20 protein-coding genes are annotated in these 16805 nt (G+C 71.7%); 9 read left to right on the top strand and 11 right to left on the bottom strand.

Going from position 1 to position 16805, the window contains the following annotated elements:
• Positions 1 to 7 precede the first annotated feature (7 nt).
• Together ABZ880_RS37315 and ABZ880_RS37310 are read right to left on the bottom strand one after the other, a co-directional pair.
• The gene (locus ABZ880_RS37315; protein ID WP_361272558.1) at positions 8 to 892 is read right to left on the bottom strand and encodes an SDR family NAD(P)-dependent oxidoreductase; all 885 of its coding nucleotides are present in this window, start codon (positions 890 to 892) and stop codon (positions 8 to 10) included.
• Positions 892 to 1707, bottom strand: coding sequence for an acetoacetate decarboxylase family protein (locus ABZ880_RS37310; protein WP_361272556.1), 816 nt, complete (start codon positions 1705 to 1707; stop codon positions 892 to 894). The genes ABZ880_RS37315 and ABZ880_RS37310 overlap by 1 nt, the downstream gene beginning before the upstream one ends.
• Positions 1708 to 1880: 173 nt before the next feature.
• Here ABZ880_RS37310 and ABZ880_RS37305 point away from each other — a divergent pair, with 173 nt between their 5' ends.
• From ABZ880_RS37305 to ABZ880_RS37295, 3 genes are all read left to right on the top strand, one after another.
• Positions 1881 to 2864, top strand: coding sequence for a DEDDh family exonuclease (locus ABZ880_RS37305; RefSeq protein WP_361272554.1), 984 nt, complete (start codon positions 1881 to 1883; stop codon positions 2862 to 2864).
• A gap of 122 nt (positions 2865 to 2986) precedes the next feature.
• Positions 2987 to 3220 carry a hypothetical protein gene (locus ABZ880_RS37300; protein ID WP_361272551.1) on the top strand — a complete coding sequence of 78 codons (234 nt, stop codon included), beginning with the start codon at positions 2987 to 2989 and terminating at the stop codon, positions 3218 to 3220.
• Between the two features lie 49 nt (positions 3221 to 3269).
• Positions 3270 to 4064 carry an SURF1 family protein gene (locus ABZ880_RS37295; protein WP_361272549.1) on the top strand — a complete coding sequence of 265 codons (795 nt, stop codon included), beginning with the start codon at positions 3270 to 3272 and terminating at the stop codon, positions 4062 to 4064.
• Between the two features lie 3 nt (positions 4065 to 4067).
• On the opposite strand, the gene ABZ880_RS37290 is transcribed toward ABZ880_RS37295, so the two are convergent.
• From ABZ880_RS37290 to ABZ880_RS37280, 3 genes are all read right to left on the bottom strand, one after another.
• On the bottom strand, positions 4068 to 5000 hold the full coding sequence (locus ABZ880_RS37290) for a hypothetical protein (RefSeq protein WP_361272546.1): 933 nt from the start codon (positions 4998 to 5000) through the stop codon (positions 4068 to 4070).
• Positions 5001 to 5217: 217 nt separating this feature from the next.
• Positions 5218 to 7317, bottom strand: coding sequence for a carbon starvation CstA family protein (locus ABZ880_RS37285; protein WP_361272544.1), 2100 nt, complete (start codon positions 7315 to 7317; stop codon positions 5218 to 5220).
• A 91-nt stretch (positions 7318 to 7408) separates the two neighbouring features.
• Positions 7409 to 7627: a DUF3311 domain-containing protein gene (locus ABZ880_RS37280; RefSeq protein ID WP_361272540.1), complete on the bottom strand. Its 219-nt coding sequence runs from the start codon at positions 7625 to 7627 to the stop codon at positions 7409 to 7411.
• Between the two features lie 164 nt (positions 7628 to 7791).
• Here ABZ880_RS37280 and ABZ880_RS37275 point away from each other — a divergent pair, with 164 nt between their 5' ends.
• From ABZ880_RS37275 to ABZ880_RS37255, 5 genes are read left to right on the top strand one after another with little or no spacing between them, the layout of a single operon-like run.
• Complete coding sequence (locus ABZ880_RS37275; protein ID WP_361272538.1) at positions 7792 to 9333, top strand: sodium:solute symporter; 1542 nt, start codon at positions 7792 to 7794, stop codon at positions 9331 to 9333.
• Between the two features lie 35 nt (positions 9334 to 9368).
• Positions 9369 to 9917: a sigma-70 family RNA polymerase sigma factor gene (locus ABZ880_RS37270; RefSeq protein ID WP_361272688.1), complete on the top strand. Its 549-nt coding sequence runs from the start codon at positions 9369 to 9371 to the stop codon at positions 9915 to 9917.
• Positions 9914 to 10222 (top strand): hypothetical protein, encoded by a 309-nt coding sequence (locus ABZ880_RS37265; RefSeq protein WP_361272535.1) that lies wholly within the window; start codon positions 9914 to 9916, stop codon positions 10220 to 10222. Before ABZ880_RS37270 ends, ABZ880_RS37265 begins: the two co-directional genes overlap by 4 nt.
• 34 nt (positions 10223 to 10256) lie before the next feature.
• Complete coding sequence (locus ABZ880_RS37260) at positions 10257 to 12044, top strand: glycoside hydrolase family 15 protein (RefSeq protein WP_361272532.1); 1788 nt, start codon at positions 10257 to 10259, stop codon at positions 12042 to 12044.
• 5 nt (positions 12045 to 12049) lie between these two features.
• Entirely contained in the window at positions 12050 to 12805 is a 756-nt protein-coding gene (locus ABZ880_RS37255) for an SDR family oxidoreductase (RefSeq protein WP_361272529.1), read from the top strand.
• Between the two features lie 3 nt (positions 12806 to 12808).
• Here ABZ880_RS37255 and amaP read toward each other — a convergent pair whose 3' ends face one another.
• Genes amaP through ABZ880_RS37230 form a run of 5 tightly spaced genes read right to left on the bottom strand, consistent with a single transcriptional unit; the run spans position 12809 to position 15146 of the window.
• A complete protein-coding gene (amaP, locus tag ABZ880_RS37250; RefSeq protein WP_361272527.1) occupies positions 12809 to 13387 on the bottom strand; it encodes an alkaline shock response membrane anchor protein AmaP in 579 nt (192 codons plus the stop codon).
• A 5-nt stretch (positions 13388 to 13392) separates the two neighbouring features.
• Positions 13393 to 14049 carry a DUF6286 domain-containing protein gene (locus ABZ880_RS37245; RefSeq protein WP_361272525.1) on the bottom strand — a complete coding sequence of 219 codons (657 nt, stop codon included), beginning with the start codon at positions 14047 to 14049 and terminating at the stop codon, positions 13393 to 13395.
• The gene (locus ABZ880_RS37240; protein WP_361272685.1) at positions 14046 to 14420 is read right to left on the bottom strand and encodes a hypothetical protein; all 375 of its coding nucleotides are present in this window, start codon (positions 14418 to 14420) and stop codon (positions 14046 to 14048) included. The genes ABZ880_RS37245 and ABZ880_RS37240 overlap by 4 nt, the downstream gene beginning before the upstream one ends.
• 5 nt (positions 14421 to 14425) lie before the next feature.
• Positions 14426 to 14611: a hypothetical protein gene (locus tag ABZ880_RS37235; protein ID WP_361272522.1), complete on the bottom strand. Its 186-nt coding sequence runs from the start codon at positions 14609 to 14611 to the stop codon at positions 14426 to 14428.
• A gap of 43 nt (positions 14612 to 14654) precedes the next feature.
• Positions 14655 to 15146 (bottom strand): Asp23/Gls24 family envelope stress response protein, encoded by a 492-nt coding sequence (locus ABZ880_RS37230; RefSeq protein ID WP_361272519.1) that lies wholly within the window; start codon positions 15144 to 15146, stop codon positions 14655 to 14657.
• A gap of 89 nt (positions 15147 to 15235) precedes the next feature.
• On the opposite strand from ABZ880_RS37230, the gene ABZ880_RS37225 reads away from it, so the two are divergent.
• The gene (locus tag ABZ880_RS37225; RefSeq protein ID WP_361272516.1) at positions 15236 to 15946 is read left to right on the top strand and encodes a nucleopolyhedrovirus P10 family protein; all 711 of its coding nucleotides are present in this window, start codon (positions 15236 to 15238) and stop codon (positions 15944 to 15946) included.
• A 1-nt stretch (position 15947) separates the two neighbouring features.
• Here ABZ880_RS37225 and ABZ880_RS37220 read toward each other — a convergent pair whose 3' ends face one another.
• A complete protein-coding gene (locus ABZ880_RS37220; protein ID WP_361272514.1) occupies positions 15948 to 16751 on the bottom strand; it encodes an enoyl-CoA hydratase/isomerase family protein in 804 nt (267 codons plus the stop codon).
• Positions 16752 to 16805: the final 54 nt, after the last annotated feature.

The raw sequence follows: 16805 nt of genomic DNA, 5'->3' as shown, positions 1-16805 counted from the left end.
GGCCCCCTCAGTCCAGGATGAAGCTTTCGAGGTACGACGGGTTCGTGCGGTCGAGCATCGACCTGGCCCGGGCGCGGATCTGTGCGTCGCTGTGCTCGCCGGCCGGCAGCATCCAGAAGCGGTCCGCGCGGATGCCCTCCACGACGAGGTCGGCGACCTCCTCGACGGGCGTGAAGCGGACCTCCCTGCCCGCCTCGCGCATCGCGGTCTCCCACTGGTCGAGGCTGCGGTAGGGCGTCTTCCGCGGCCGCTGCTTCGCGTAGCGCCCGGGCCGGTTGCGGTGCGACTCCCACAGGCCCGTGCGCAGCATGTGCGGCCCCGGGAAGAGCACCGACGCGCCCACGCGCGCGTGCTCCGCCTTGAGGTGGGCGTACAGGGACTCGGTCATCGTGACGACGGCCGCCTTGGTGACGGCGTACACCGAGGCGGTGGGAAGTGGAGCGATGCCGCCGTCGCCGGAGGACGTGTTGATTACATGACCGGGTTGACCCGTCTTGATCATCCGTGGAACGAACGCCTGGATGCCGTGGAAGACGCCCCACACATTGACGGAGAAGGCCCACTTCCAGTCGTTCGGCTCGTGCTCCCACATCCGGCCCTCGGCGCCCGAGCCGACCCCGGCGTTGTTGCACAGGACGTGCACCGCGCCGTAGGTCTTGTACGTCGACTCGGCGAGATCCAGGACCTGTTGACGCTCCCCGACGTCGACCACGCGCGCGTGCACGTCGGCGCCCTCGGCCCGCAGATCGGACGCGGCCTTGTCGAGTGCGCCCTCCTCGACGTCCGCGAGCACGACCTTCAGCCCCTCCGACGCGAACCGCCGGGCCATCGCGAGCCCGATCCCGCTCGCCGCGCCGGTGACGACGGCGACCTGCCCGGCCCGCAGCTCCATCAGACGCTCCCCTCGGGTGACTCGGGAGCCCCGGGAGGCGCGTCGAGAATCTGCTGCGGGTCGTCGTACCGCTGATGGATGTACGGCAACAGGGCTTCCGCAGCGACCCGTTCGACGACCTTGCCGCGCTGGTCGCTGGTCTTCTCGCCGATGGTGATGTCGACCAGTTCGAGGACCGGGAGGTCGGCCACCGGGTCGTACATCGACTCGCGCAGGAGGACGTCCCCGGTGATGCGCTCCAGCCTGCGCACCTTCTCGTTGCGGACGCAGTGCACCAGCACCGGATCGGCGTCGAAGCCCGAACCGTCCACCGCGGGAAGGAACTTGAAGTAGAAGTCGGTCTTCTGGCTCGGCTCCGGGAGCGGCAGTTCCTCGCTCACCGCGCCCCGCACCTCCACGAAGACGATGCCGTGCCGGGCGAGCGCGGCGTGGACGACGAGGCCTTCGCGCTCGACCGTCACCTCGCCCAGCTTCTTCGGCTCCCCGAAGACCTCGCGGCCACCCGTCAGGGCCCGCTCGTGGGTCATCGGCATGACGAGCGGGTACCAGCCGTCGACGCCGCCGTGGCTCGCGGCGACCGCGAACGAGCCCGCGCCCAGCGGGTATCCGGGCAGGTCGACCTTGCTGATGTTCACCCGGACCAGTGGCCGGCCCGTGGGTTTCAGGGGCGGCGGCAGGACCGCGGCGAGCGCGTCCGGGTCGGTCTCCCACAGGGCCACCACGCCGGTGGACCAGATGTCGGGAAGCCTTGCGCTCGCTGTGCGCGCGGCGGCGATCTCCGCCCCGGTCCGTGCGCCGTACCGTACGCGTGCCATACGCCGTACCGCCCTTCCGTCGAGGGTCACACGCCGGGCGGGCAGCACGCTTGCACCGGGCGGTGAAAAGGTCCATAGCCACGCGCAAGGGCATTCGGGACATTCGAACGGGCCGCTGCGACAGGCGACCTGACGGACAGCACTGTCAGTGGCGGCCCGTATCCTCAGGGACCATGCTCGAAGACCTTCCGACCGCAGCGTCCTCCCCCACCGTGTGGCCGGCCGTGTATCCGCAGGGATACGCGGTCGTTGACGTGGAGACCACCGGCCTGGCCCGGGACGACCGGATAATCTCCGCGGCCGTCTACCGGCTGGACGCGCGTGGCGAGGTCGAGGACCACTGGTACACGATGGTCAACCCGGAGCGGGACCCGGGCCCGGTGTGGATCCACGGTCTGACGAGCGAGATGCTCGAGGGAGCGCCCCTCTTCACGGACATCGCCGAGGAGTTCGCGTCCCGGCTGGAGGGCCGGGTGCTGGTCGCGCACAACGCGGTCTTCGACTGGCAGATGATCGCGCGGGAGTACGCGCGCGCGGAGCGCGAGGTGCCGGTGCGTCAGCGGCTGTGCACCATCGCGCTCTCCAAGGAGCTGGGCCTGCCGCTGCCCAACCACAAGCTGGAGTCGCTGGCCGCCCACTTCGGCGTCGTACAGCAGCGGGCGCACCATGCGCTGGATGACGCGCGCGTGCTGGCGGAGGCCTTCCGGCCGAGCCTTCACGCCGCGGCGGCGGACGGCGTACGGCTGCCGCTGCTGGAGTGCCGGCCGCTGACGGAGTGGAGCGACCGGCCCGTGCCCCGTCAGTCGAGCGGCTACGGCAGCTATCGGCCGACCAGTTGGCGCCCGTCCCGCAAGCGGCCCGCCTGCCCCTATCCCAACCCGGGGCGTTACGAAGACGGCAAACCACTCAAGCAGGGCATGCGGATCGCCTTCTCCGGGGACACGTCCGTCGAGCGGGAGCTGCTGGAGGACCGGGCGGTCGAGGCCGGGCTGCATGTCGCGACGAGCCTGTCCCGGCTGACCAGCCTGCTGGTGACGAACGACCCGGACTCGGGCACCTCCAAGGTGGTCAAGGCCCGGCAGTTCGGGACGCCGGTGGTGGACGAGGCGGCGTTCGGGCAGCTGCTGAGGGACGTCGAGCCGGCGTCGGAGCGGTAGCCGTGGTCGCGACAGCAGCCGCAGGGACGGATCGGACGGGCAGCCGTACGGACGGGTGATTGTCGTACGACTCGCCCGGCGCCCGCTCGCCCGCCTGGCGGTGACGGCTCACCCTGTGGCGCATGGCGAAATGTGAAGTTTGCGGAAATGACTACGGAATGACCTTCGAGGTGCACGCACAGGGCGCGGTGCACGTCTTCGACTGCTTCTCCTGTGCGATCCACCGCATGGCACCGATCTGCGAGCACTGCAAGGTGTCGATCATCGGCCAGGGCGTCGAGGTCGAGGGCCAGTGGTTCTGCGGTGCGCACTGCGCCCGCGAGGAAGGGAAGGCCGGAATCGTCGACCGGGTCTGAGCGCACCCCTGGCGACAACACCCCGCGGCCCGAGTTGTACGGTCGTGGGGTGTACCGCTTCCTGTTGTCCCGGCAGTGGGTGATCCTCACGCTGGTCGCCCTGCTTCTCATCCCCACGATGATCAGGCTGGGCATCTGGCAGATGCACCGCTACGAGGAGCGCAGCGCCCGCAACCAGCTGGTCAGCGACGCGCTGGGCGCCAAGGCGGTGCCCGTGGAGCGGATGACCTCGCCCGGACACACCGTCACCAGCCACGACCGGTACCGCACGGTGAGCGCGAAGGGTCACTTCGACACCGAGGACGAGGTCGTCGTCCGCCGCCGCACCAACTCCGACGACGAGGTGGGCTACCACGTCCTGACCCCGTTCGTGCTGACGGACGGCAAGGTGCTGCTGGTCAACCGGGGCTGGATCCCCTCGAACGGGCCGAGCCAGACCGCGTTCCCCAAGGTGCCCGCGCCGCCGAGCGGCCAGGTCACCGTCCAGGGCCGGCTGATGCCCGACGAGACGACCGCGGCGAGCGGCATCAAGGACCTGAAGGGCCTGCCGGACCGGCAGATCATGCTGATCAACAGCGCCGAGCAGGCCCGACGGCTGCACGCCCAGGTCCTCGGCGGGTACATCCAGCAGACGGCGCCCGAGCCGAAGGGCGACACCCCGGAGCAGATCTCCGACCCGGGCAAGGAAGACGCCCCGCTGAACTACGCGTACATGATCCAGTGGTGGCTGTTCGCGGCGGGTGTGCCGTACGGCTGGTGGGTTCTGGTACGGCGGGAGCGGCGCGACCGGGCCGAGGCGGCGGCCAAGGAGAGCCCGGAGGAAGCGGAACCCGCCGCGGTGTAGCCCTCAGCGTGTGAGGCGCTCGCGCCAGTAAAGGAACGTGCGCTCCGGCTCGGGCAGCAGGTCCCACGGGTGGGGTGTCATGTGGCGGTCGATGCGCCGGAAAACGGCGGCCGCCTCGGCCGGGCGGTGGATGCGGATCAGGGCGAAGGCGAGGACGTTGAGGTCGGCGACGGCCTCGGCGTGCGGTGCGGCGGCGGCCGAGAACCAGTCGGTCAGGGCCGCGGCCGCCTCGTCGGCCGCCCGGGGTTCGTGCCAGTGGGTGTCGGCCACGAGGGGCATCTGCCGCTGCCGGTGGGCGACGAGTTCCACGCGGGCCGCTACCGGGAGCAGGGCGAGCGGTGATCCGTGCGGTGCGCGGGCCGCGCCCTGCCGAGCGAAGTCCAGCATGTCGACGACCGTGCCGTGGCCGCGCGGCGACAGGTAGCGCAGCAGCTGGTGGTAGGCGGTGCGGAGCCAGGGGGCACGGGTGACCGCCTCGCTCCACACCGGGACCGCGTCACGCAGCGGGACCGCGAAGGCGTTCATCAGCTCCAGCAACGCCAGCCAGGGAGTCGGGTCCTCGGGGCAGCAGTCGGCCGCCCGCAGACACGCCCGCTCGGCCTCGCGGGCGGCGCCCCGACCCTCGGCCGCGGCCCGGACCGACCGCACCCAGGCCGCCAGCACGAGGGCGTCCCCGTCGCCGGGCCGGTCGGCGGACCAGCGCTCGGAGACCGAGGGCGGCAGGTTCCGCGCCAGCACGGTGACCCGGTGCACCCGGCGGTCCCAGTCCCGCCCCGTGTCCTCCAGCAGGTCGGCGACCGGCTCCCAGAGCGGACGGGTGCGGCCCGCGCCGAGACCGTGGAGCTGCCGGTCGGGACGCAACTCGTCCAGCGTCGAGTGCAGCGCGCGGTCGTCGAGTTCGGGGCGGATCAGCAGGGCTGAGCGACGTCTGAGCATCGGTCCTGTTCCTCTTGCTCCGTGTCTTCTGCGCAGGGGCGGGGCGCCGGTCTCCGGCACAGGGGTGGGCACCCGGTCTCCCGCGCAGGGGCGGGCGCCCCGGCCGGACGCCCGCCCCTCGGTCAGCAGCAGCGGCCCCGCGGGTGCTCGCCCCGGTCCAGCGAGTGCAGCAGCTCCCGCAGGTACCAGCGCACCGCCCGCACCCACTGCCGGGCGTTCACGACCGGGCCCCGACCAGCGGTTCGCCGGCCTGCGCGGGCAGGTCGATGCGGGACTCGACGTACGGCGCCTCGGTGGTCGGCAGCGCGTCCGGCGACCGTACGGCTCGCACGCACACCACCGCCGCGTTCACGATCACGACCGCGACCAGCAGCAGGAACAGCGCGATCAGTACGCCGTCGACGGTGGAGTTGGTGACCACGGTGTGCATGTCGTCGAGGGTCTTGGCGGGCGGGAGCACCTGCTTGGCGTCGACGGCGTCGGCGTACTTGGCGCGCTGGGCGAAGAAGCCGACCTTGGGGTCGTCGGAGAAGATCTTCAGCCAGCCCGCGGTGAAGGTGACCGCCGTGACCCAGGCGAGCGGGACGCCGGTGACCCAGGCCCAGCGCAGCCGGCCGGACTTGATCAGGACCGTGGTGCAGACCGTGAGGGCGACGGCGGCCAGCAGCTGGTTCGCGATGCCGAAGAGCGGGAAGAGCTGGTTGATTCCGCCGAGCGGGTCGGTGGCGCCGGTGTAGAGGAAGTAGCCCCAGGCCGCCACGACCAGGCCGCTGCACAGCCAGATGCCCGGCTTCCAGTTGACCCGGCCCATCGGCTTCCACACGTTGCCGAGCATGTCCTGGAGCATGAAGCGCCCGACCCGGGTGCCCGCGTCGACCGTGGTCAGGATGAACAGCGCCTCGAACATGATCGCGAAGTGGTACCAGAAGGCCTTCATCGCGGTGCCGCCGAAGACGCCGGAGAAGATCTCCGACATGCCGACCGCGAGGGTCGGGGCGCCGCCGGAGCGGGCGATCAGGGTCTGCTCCTCCACCGCCTGGGCCGCGTGGGTCAGTTGGTCGGGGGTGATGGTGAAGCCGAGGCCGGCGACGGCGTGGGACGCCGACTGGGCCGTCGTACCGAGAAGTCCGGCGGGTGCGTTCATCGCGTAGTACAGGCCCGGCTCGAGGGCGGCCGCCGCGATGAGCGCCATGATCGCGACGAACGACTCCATCAGCATGGCGCCGTAGCCGATCATCCGGACCTGGGACTCCTTCTGGATCAGCTTCGGAGTCGTACCGGAGGAGACCAGGGCGTGGAAACCGGACAGGGCACCGCAGGCGATGGTGATGAACAGGAAGGGGAAGAGGGAGCCGGCGAAGACCGGGCCCGCGCCCGAAGTGGCGAACTTGCTGACGGCGTCGGCGTGCAGGACGGGCGCGGCGACGACCACGCCGATCGCGAGCAGCGCGATGGTGCCGATCTTCATGAAGGTGGAGAGGTAGTCGCGCGGGGCCAGCAGCATCCACACGGGCAGGACCGAGGCGACGAAGCCGTAGCCGATCAGGCAGAAGACAAGGGTCGTCGGGCTGAGGGTGAAGGCGGAGGCCAGTGAGGAGTCCTGGATCCAGCTGCCGCCGGTGATCGCGAGCAGCAGGAGCGCCACGCCGATGAAGCTGGTCTCGACGACCCGGCCCGGGCGGAACCGGTGCAGCCAGAAGCCCATGAACAGGGCGATGGGGATGGTCATCGCGACGGAGAAGGTGCCCCACGGGGAGTGCGCGAGGGCGTTGACGACCACCAGTGCCAGCACGCCGAGCAGGATGATCATGATGGCGAAGACCGCGATCAGGGCCGCCGCTCCGCCCGCCCGGCCGATCTCGTCCCGTGCCATCTGCCCGAGCGACTTGCCGTCCCGCCGCATGGAGAGGAACAGGACGACCATGTCCTGCACCGCGCCCGCGAAGATCACCCCGGCGACGATCCAGAGCGTGCCGGGCAGGTATCCCATCTGGGCGGCGAGCACCGGTCCGACCAGCGGTCCGGCCCCGGCGATCGCGGCGAAGTGGTGGCCCAGCAGCACCCGGCGGTCGGTGGGGTGGAAGTCGACGCCGTCCTCGAGGCGTTCGGCGGGGGTGGCCCGGCGGTCGTCGGGCTTGAGCACCCGGCGGGCGATGAAGCGCGAGTAGAAGCGGTAGGCGATGGCGTACGAGCCGAGGGCTGCGACCACCAGCCAGACCGCGGAGATCTTCTCGCCCCGGGCCAGGGCGAGGACGCCCCAGGCGACCGCGCCGAGCAGGGAGACGGTGGCCCACAACAGGACCGATCGTGGTGACATACGTGATTTTTCCGGCTTTTCGGGCGCCTGAAGGGCGGACGCGGGCATGGCGGCTCCTCACCTGGACGGTGTGAAAGGAAGTGCGCTGGGATCAGCGGCGGTGATGTCGGTCCGTCAGCGCGTACGCGGCAAGCAGGCAGAGGCCGCACCCCGGCACCCAGGCGAGCTGGTACCAGTAGAAGAACGGCGTCCCCGCCAGCCGCGGCTCCGCGCCGGCGTACCAGGGGACCCACAGCAGGCCTGCCGCGGGTGCGAGTAGCAGTACGGCGATCGCGACGCGCCGTAGCCGGTGATGACCGGTCCGTGCCATGACCTGCACTCCTCTCCCGCCGGCTGTCGGTCTGTGCAAGAGTTGCCCACTCCCCGGAACCGGTTGACAGCGAATTTCCGGGAAATTTCCCGCCGGTTCCGTGTCCTCCGTTCCGGCCGCCCGCGCAACTCTCCCGCGAGGGCACACACCAAGGACGGTGACCCATGGCCGATGGCGCCATGACCGCGACGTTCCTCGCCGTGATCGGCGGAGCGTCGCTGCTCGCCGTCACCGCGCGCCGTCTGCACCCGAGCGACCGGCTGCCCTCGCTGGAGGGCTGGGCGCTGGCCGACCGCACCCTGGGTCCCGTGTGGACCTGGTTCCTGCTCGGCGGCACGATCTTCACCGCGTACACCTTCACCGCCGTACCGGGACTCGCCTACGGCAACGGCGCACCCGCCTTCTTCGCGGTGCCGTACACGGTGATCGTCTGTCCGATCGCCTTCGTGCTGCTGAGCCGCCTGTGGGAGGTGGCCCGCAAGCACGGATACGTCACCGCCGCCGACTTCGTGCGCGGACGGTACGGGTCGCCGTCGCTGGCCCTGGTGGTCGCGCTGACCGGGATCCTGGCGACCATGCCGTATCTGGCGCTCCAACTGCTCGGGATAAGGGCGGTGTTGACTGCCGGCGGCGTCTACCCGCGGGGTGCGACCGGGGACCTGGTGATGGTCGCGCTGTTCGCCGGACTCGCCGTCGCCACGTACCGGCACGGGCTGCGGGCGCCCACGGTCATCTCGGCGCTCAAGGCGGTCGCCGTTTTCGTGTCGCTGACCGCGGTGACCTGGCTGGTCCTGGAGCGGCTCGGCGGCCCGGGCCCGGTCTTCGACGGCGCCGCCCGCCGCCTCGGCGGCCCGGCGCTGCTGCTCTCCCCCGCCCAGCAGCCCGCGTACGCCACCCTCGCCCTCGGCTCCGCGCTCGCCCTGCTGATGTACCCGCACGTGCTGACCGCCGGGTTCGCCGCCGACGGACCGCGCACCCTGCGCAAGGTGTCCGTGGCCCTGCCCGCCTGGACCGGGCTGCTCGCGCTGTTCGGCTTCCTCGGCATCGCGGCGCTCGCGGCCGGCGTGCGGGCCCCGAAGGGCGGCGCCGAGGCGGCCGTACCGATGCTGGTCGACCGGCTGATGCCGGGGCCGCTCGCCGGGCTGGTGTTCGGCGCGATCACCGTGGGGGCGCTGGTCCCGGCGGCGGTGATGTCGATAGCGGCCGCCACCAGCTTCGTACGCAATGTGTACGTCGAGTACGTGCACCCGACGGCCACGCCCAAGCGGCAGGTGCGCATCGCCAAGGCCGTCTCGCTCACCGCGAAGGTGGGGGCCGTGGCCTTCGTGTTCGGGCTGCGCGACCAGGACGCGATCAACCTCCAACTGCTCGGCGGGGTCTGGATTCTGCAGATCTTCCCGGCCGTGGCGATCGGCCTGTTCTCCGGGCGGCTGCATCCGCGTGCGCTGCTCGCCGGGTGGGGCGCGGGCATGGCGGCCGGCACCTACCTCGTCGTGCGCGAGGGCTTCTCGTCGATCGTGCCGCTGGGTTCCGGACCGCTGGAGATCTACGCCGGCCTCGCCGCCCTGCTGCTCAACCTGACCGTCGCGGTGGCCGGCACCGCCCTACTCGAACGTCTCGGCGTCCCGCGCGGCGCCGACCTGACCGATCTGCCGTCCCGCCTGACCGTCAGGCGGCGCCCGGAGACGGGAGCGAACCGACCGTGAGACGCAGACAACCGACTCCCGCACCGGAGCCGCACGTGGAGCTGCCGGGCGAGCCGCTGGCGCCCGCGCTGCCCGACCCGGCCGACCTGGAGCGGGAGGCCACGCTCGCCCGGCTCTTCGAGCTGCACTACTCCTCGATGCTGCGCCTGGCCGTGCTGCTCGGCGCGGACGACCCGGAGAACGTGGTCGCCGAGGCCTACTACCAGATCTACCGGAAGTGGCGGCGGCTCAGGGACGTCGAGGCGGCGGAGGCGTATCTGCGCTCCACGGTGTGCAATCTGACCCGGATGCGGATACGGCATCTGCAGGTCGCCCGCAAGCACGTGGAGAACCCGCCGGTGCTGCCGGACGAGGCCGTCGCCTCCGCCGAGAGCACGGCACTGCTGCGCGACGACCAGCGGGTGCTGATCGACGCGTTGCAGCAACTCCCGGCGCGGCAGCGCGAGGCGCTCGTGCTGCGACACTGGCTCGGGCTGAAGGAGAGCGAGATCGCCGCCGCGATGGGGATCTCCTCCGGGTCCGTGAAGACCCACACGGCACGCGGCATCGCCGCTCTGACCCAGGCGATGGAGGCCCGGCGATGACGCCTCGAGATGCGACTCCGTCGCGCGGCACTGGTCCCGACCGCACGGAGCGGGAGCTGAGCGAGGCCCTCGCCGCACTCGCCGAGGGAGTGCAGGCCGCCCCCGACGCCTACCGCACGGCACGCGGCGAGTGGCTGCGCCGCGAACGCCGGCGCCGACTCGTCCTCGCCGTCCTGATCGCCGTGGTCTTCGCCCTGGCCACACTGATCGGCCTGTGGGTGCTCAACCAGACGCCGTCGCACCCGGGCGTGATCTTCTCGACGACCGCGGTGAGCGACGCGTCACTCCCCCGGCCCCACCCCTGATTGCCCCACCGCCGTGCCGGGAACCCGCAATTCCGTGCATCCCCGTATCGAGGACTACGCGCTCATCGGCGACGAACAGACCGCGGCCCTGGTCGGCCGGGACGGCTCCGTCGACTGGCTGTGCCTGCCCCGCTTCGACTCGGCCGCGTGCTTCGCCCGGCTGCTCGGCGACGAGGAGAACGGGCACTGGCGTATCGCCCCCAAGGGCGCCGAGGGCCCCTGCACCCGTCGCGCCTACCGTCCTGGCACCCTCGTCCTGGACACCGAGTGGGAGACCACCGAGGGCGCGATCCGTGTCACCGACCTGATGCCGCAGCGCGAGCGCGCCCCCGATCTCGTACGCGTCGTCGAGGGTCTCGGCGGCCGCGTCACGGTGCGCAGCACCCTGCGGATCCGCTTCGACTACGGCTCGATCGTGCCCTGGGTGCGCAAGTCCGGCGAGCACCGGGTGGCCGTCGCCGGGCCCGACTCGGTCTGGCTGCGCAGCGAACCCGAGGTGCACACCTGGGGCAAGGACTTCGGTACGCACTCGGAGTTCACGGTCGAGGAGGGCGAGAAGGTCGCGTTCGTCCTCACCTGGCACCCTTCGCACGAGCCGCGCCCGAAGCTCGTCGACCCGTACAAGGCGCTGCGCACCAGCGTCCGCGACTGGGAGAAGTGGTCGGGGCGCTGCCGTTACGACGGCCCGTACCGCGACGCCGTCGTCCGCTCCCTGATCACCCTCAAGGCCCTCACCTACCGGCCCACCGGCGGCATCGTCGCCGCGCCCACCACCTCGCTCCCCGAGGAGCCGGGCGGCGTCCGCAACTGGGACTACCGCTACTGCTGGCTGCGCGACTCCACCCTCACCCTGAACGTGGGCCTGTCGGCCGGCTACCGGGAGGAGGCCGAGGCCTGGCGCGACTGGCTGCTGCGCGCGGTCGCCGGCGACCCGGCCGACCTGCAGATCATGTACGGCCTGGCGGGCGAGCGGCGGCTGCCCGAGTTCGAACTTCCGTGGCTGGCCGGCTTCGCGGACTCGACGCCCGTACGGATCGGCAACGAAGCCGTGAACCAGCTGCAGCTGGACGTGTACGGCGAGGTCATGGACTCCCTCTCGCTGGCCCGCAGTTCGGGCCTGCCCACCAAGCCGCACATGTGGGCCATCCAGGCCGCCCTGATCGACTGGCTGCGGTCGGAGTGGCGGCAGCCGGACGAGGGGCTGTGGGAAGTGCGCGGCGGCCGGCGCCACTTCGTGCACTCGAAGGTGATGGTGTGGGTGGCCGCCGACCGTGCCGTGCGCGCGGTGGAGGAGAACCCGAAGCTGAGCGGTGATCTGGACGCCTGGCGCGAGCTGCGCGAGGAGGTGCACCGCGAGGTGTGCGAGAAGGGCTACGACCCCGAGCGCAACACCTTCACGCAGTACTACGGCTCCCGCGAACTCGACGCCTCGCTGCTGCTCATCCCGCGCGTCGGCTTCCTGCCGCCGGACGACCCGCGCGTGGTCGGCACCATCGACGCGGTCCGCGAGGAACTGGGCCACGGCGGCTTCCTGCGCCGCTACAGCACCGACGGGACGACGGTCGACGGACTGCCCGGCGACGAGGGCACCTTCCTGGTCTGCTCGTTCTGGCTCGCGGACGCACTGCACATGACGGGCCGCCGGGAGGAGGCACGGAAGCTGTTCGAACGGCTGGTGGGGCTCACCAACGACGTGGGTCTGCTCTCCGAGGAGTACGACCCCGTCGAGGACCGCCAACTCGGCAACTTCCCGCAGGCCTTCAGCCACGTCGGCCTGGTGCACACCGCCCTCGCCCTGTTCGGGAACGGCGAGGCAGGATAGGGGCCATGGATCTTGGGCTGAAGGACAAGGTGTACGTCGTCACCGGGGCCACCCGCGGGCTCGGCAACGCCACGGCGCGTGAGCTGGTCGCGGACGGGGCGAAGGTCGTGGTGACCGGGCGGGACGAGAAGCGGGTCGCCGACGCCGCGGGTGAGTTGGGGCCGAATGCCGTCGGGGTCGCCGTCGACAACGCCGATCCGGAGGCGCCGGCGCGGCTGATCGCGGCGGCGCGGGAGCGGTTCGGGGGGTTCGACGGGATTCTCGTGAGCGTCGGCGGACCGGCGCCGGGGTTCCTCGCCGACAACACGGACGAGCAGTGGCAGGCCGCCTTCGACTCGGTGTTCCTGGGTGCGGTACGGCTCGCTCGTGCGGCGGCCGCGGAGTTGGAGGCCGGGGGTGTCATCGGGTTCGTGCTTTCCGGGTCGGTGCACGAGCCGATTCCGGCGCTGACGATTTCCAACGGGCTGCGGCCCGGGCTGGCCGGGTTCGCCAAGTCGATCGCCGACGAGTTGGGGCCGCGGGGAATTCGGGTGGTCGGTCTGCTGCCGGCTCGTATCGACACGGATCGCGTGCGCGAGCTGGACGGGCTGTCTGCCGACCCCGAAGCCACGCGGGCCGCCAACGAATCCCGCATTCCGTTGCGCCGGTACGGGACCCCGGAGGAATTCGGGCGTACAGCGGCGTTCTTGCTGTCACCCGCTGCTTCCTATCTGACGGGGATCATGGTTCCTGTCGACGGCGGAATGCGGCACGGCTTCTGAAAGTCAACTGACCCTTTCCGCACGGTGCTTGACGGACTTCATGCGAACTTCTGCGGGGAGTGCCGCCAGGCCCGCCGAATTCCTCGCGTGCATCAGGGCCTGCGTCGTCAGGTGATAGAGGGCCGTTCCCGGGTCCACATGGGGTTCCAGGAGGAGTTGGACCCGGGTCCGGGGGGCCGTGCGGTTGCCGGTCAGGTGGACGTGGGCGTGGGACACGCCGTCCAACTCGGCCGCCTCGCCCGCCAGTACACCCTCCAGGGCCCGGCCCCGCAGCAGTGCGCCCTCGCCGTCGCCGGTGTCGACCAGGACCTCGGCCAGGCGGCGTCGGCGCAGGACCGCGGTCAGCCACCACAGGGCGAGCAGGACGACGACGGCGAGGACCCCGATGACCGTCGGCCACCACCAGCCGTCGTCCTGCCAGCGGGTGCGCTCGGCATTGCTCAGCAGCACGTCGTGGCGGCTGTCGTGAATCCACCAGGAGGGCGGCCGCACGCCGAGTCCGACGGCCAGTACGGAGCCGCCCAGGAGGAGCAGGACGAGGCCGACGATCCCGATCAGTGCGCGGTTGACGGTCCTGAGCATCGCCGTCACCCCTTCCGTCCGGGTCGCTGTACATGGACCGACAGCGCGGGCGGGCGGGCGAGCCCGAGGCCCCTGATCGCCTCGTCGAGCGTCGCGTTCAAGTCGGCTCGTACGTCGCCCAGTTCGCGGAAGTGCGAGACGGCGCGGACGTCGGCGCGGGCCCGGCCCATCCGCACCCGTACCGACTGGACACCGGCGACCTCCATCGCACGGTCGCGCAGCACCAGGGCGGCCGCCTCGCGGTACAGTCCGGCGCGGACGTCGGCCTCGGGGCGCCGCATCGGCAGGACGGCGCGCAGACCGGGCGTCGCCGCCAGCACGATCAGCCACAGGCCCAGGGCGGCTGCGACTCCGGCACCGACCAGGACCCAGATGTCGTCGAGGGGCCGTTCGGCGAGCTGCCGGGCGAGTTCTCGGCGCCAGCTCATCGCGGGCCGGTGGGCCCGTACGGCCGCGATGTCGTACAGGAAGAGGCCGGCGACGGCCAGGACGAGGACGGCCACGACGGCCGCGGGGACGCGGCGCGCGGACCAGAAGCGGCCCTCGCGGGTGTCCCCGCCCTCCGGCGCGGGCGGCGGTCCGTAGGCGAGGTCGTCGCCGGGCGCCTTCTCGATGACCGGCAGTCGCTGTGTGGTGCCCTCGGAGCCCTGGGGCTCGCTCATCGCGTCCTCCCCTGTACCGAGCCGTGTGCCGGAGTCAGGTGCAGCCGCTCCACGTGGACGGCCACCTCCGGCACCTCCATGCCCACCAACGCGCGTACCCGCAAAGCGACATGTCGACGCACATCCGCGCACCGGGCGCCGATGTCGGCGGGGTAGTCGAGTTCGAGATGGATGCGGACGTGGGCAGCACCATGGTGGACCACGACGGTGGCGCGCGGGGGCGAGGTGTCCCCGGACTGGTCGCCGAGCCGCTCGCGGGCCGCCTGTGCGGCGACCTTCGAGACGACGCGGTCGGCGATCCGGGTCGCCCCGCGCTCACCCGGCACGACGGTGGCCAGGGGGCTGGGCAGCTCACCGGCACCGTCGCTCATCGTTGTCACCGCCGGCGGTCCTCACGCGTACGGAAGAAGTCGCCGAGGTCCAGATCCCCCTCCAGGAACCGGCCGACGACGAAACCGATGGCGCCCAGGGCGGCCACCAGCACAAAGGCCCCGAAGCCGCCGAAGTACCCGGCGAAGCCCAGCGCCATTCCGGCGATCATGCCGACCACGGCCATGTTCATCGTGCGCTCCCCTCAGCGGTGCGGTTGTCCGGTCGCCGGCGCGTCACTGGATCCGGGGCTCCGGCTCCTCGTCCTCTTCCTCCGGCAGCTTCACGTCGCTCACGGCGATGTTGACCTCGACGACCTCGAGGCCCGCCATCCGTTCCACCGCCGCGATGACGTTCTCGCGCACATCGCGGGCGACCTCGGAGATCGAGACGCCGTAGTCGACGACGATCTCCAGGTCGAGCGCCGTCTGCACCTCGCCGACCTCGGCCTTCACGCCGCGTGTCACGGATTTCGAGCTGCCGCCGGGCACCCGGTCGCGCACGGCGCCGAAGGTGCGGCTGATGCCGCTGCCCAGGGCGTGCACGCCGACCACGTCCCGCGCGGCCAGCCCGGCGATCTTCTCCACGACCCCGTCGGCGATCGTCGTCCGTCCCCGGGTGGCCGGGTCTCCTCCGCCGCGGCGCGTCGTCTGCGCCTTGCGCATCGAGGGGGTGTCCGGCGCGTCCCCGGGCGCCCTCGTCCGGCTCTGTTCCGTCATGTCGGTCATGGCCGTACGTCCCTTCCGGTTCGTCGTCCCTATGACCACGGTAGGTGCGGTTGCGCCACCGCGCGCCGGGGATGCGGCAGGCTGGAGGAATGACGGCGGAACAGTGGGTGCACGCGGTACGGCATCAGTTGGGGGTGGGCAGACTGCTGCCCCTGGGCGGCGCGCGTGACGGCGCGTGGATCTCGGAGGGGGCGGCCGAGGGGGTACTGCGACGCGCGGCCGGGGAGCTGCGGGGCGTACGCCTGGAGACTCTCCGCATCGCGCTCGCCGACGCGGAGGACACTTCCGACCCCGCGGTACCCGCGCCGCCGAGCGCTCTGCCGCCCGGGCCGCTGCGGGTGACGGCCCGGTTCGCGGCGACGGCGGCCGAGCCGCTGCCGACGACGGCGGACCTTCTGCGTACGACGCTGGCGGCAGCGGCGACCGAGCTGCTCGGCCTGGCGGTGACCGAGGTGGACCTGCGGGTCACGGCCCTGCTGGACGAGGAACCGGTGCCCGAGGACGTACGGCCGCCCGAGCCGCCGGGCGCCGAAGAACCCCACGACGAGGACGAGGTGCGCGTGGCGTCCGCCGCGCTGATGGTCCCGGGCGTCGCCCACCTGACGCGCAGCCTCGGCCGAGCGGTGCACATCGAGGAACACCAGCAGGAGGGCAGCCTCCCGCACCGCCACGCACGCGTGGAACTGGTGGTGCAGGCGGACCACCGGGCCGTCGAGGTGGCCCGGAAGGTCCGCACGGCGGTCGCCGAGGCACTGCCGGACCACCCGACGGTGGCGGTACTGGTGACTGCGGTCGGTTGAGCTACTCTCCGAGGCCCGCGAGGTCCCGCAGGCGCCGTGCCTGGGCAGCCCGCTCGGCGGCGCGCTGGTCGTCGTAGGAACGTCCCTGTGCACCGCGCAGCAGCGCCTTGGTCTCGATCACCGCGTCGCGTGGCGCCGCCAGGATCGCCGACGCCAGGTCATGCACCGCGCCGTCCAACTGGTCGGCCGGTACGGCGAGGTTGGCGAGGCCGGTGCTGACGGCCTCCTCGGCCAGGACGAAGCGCCCGGTGGCGCAGATCTCCAGCGCGCGGGCATAGCCGACCAGCCCGACGAGCGGATGCGTGCCCGTCAGGTCCGGTACCAGCCCGAGGCTGGTCTCGCGCATGGCGAACTGCACGTCGTCGGCGACGACGCGCAGGTCACAGGCGAGGGCGAGCTGGAAGCCCGCACCGATGGCATGCCCCTGCACGGCGGCGATGGACACGAGGTCGCTGCGCCGCCACCAGGTGAAGCCGGCCTGGAACTCGGCGATGCTCGCGTCGAGTTCGCCGTCGCTGCTGCGCGCAAGCTCGACGAACGTCGGCTCGCCCTCGATTCCCTCGGGCGTGAACATGCGCCGGTCGAGGCCGGCCGAGAAGGACTGACCCTCGGCACGCAGCACCACGACACGGACGGACCCCGGCAGGACCCGCCCGGCCTCGGCGAGCGCACGCCACATCGCGGGGCTCTGCGCATTGCGCTTGGCCGGGTTGGTCAGCGTCACCGTGGCGATCGCGTCGTCGACGGTGAGCCGTACGCCGTCCTTGTCGAGTACCGGACCGAGGTCCTGGGCAGGCAAAGCCATGGGGTGCCTCCGATGAGTGCGGTCAACAGAGCAAGCTGAAGCGCAAAGCTAAGT

It is taken from the genome of Streptomyces sp. NPDC047043, from assembly GCF_040644055.1.
Lineage (GTDB): Bacteria > Actinomycetota > Actinomycetes > Streptomycetales > Streptomycetaceae > Streptomyces.
Note: the sequence above shows the minus strand (reverse complement) of the source record. Positions and strands in the feature narration are given on the sequence as shown.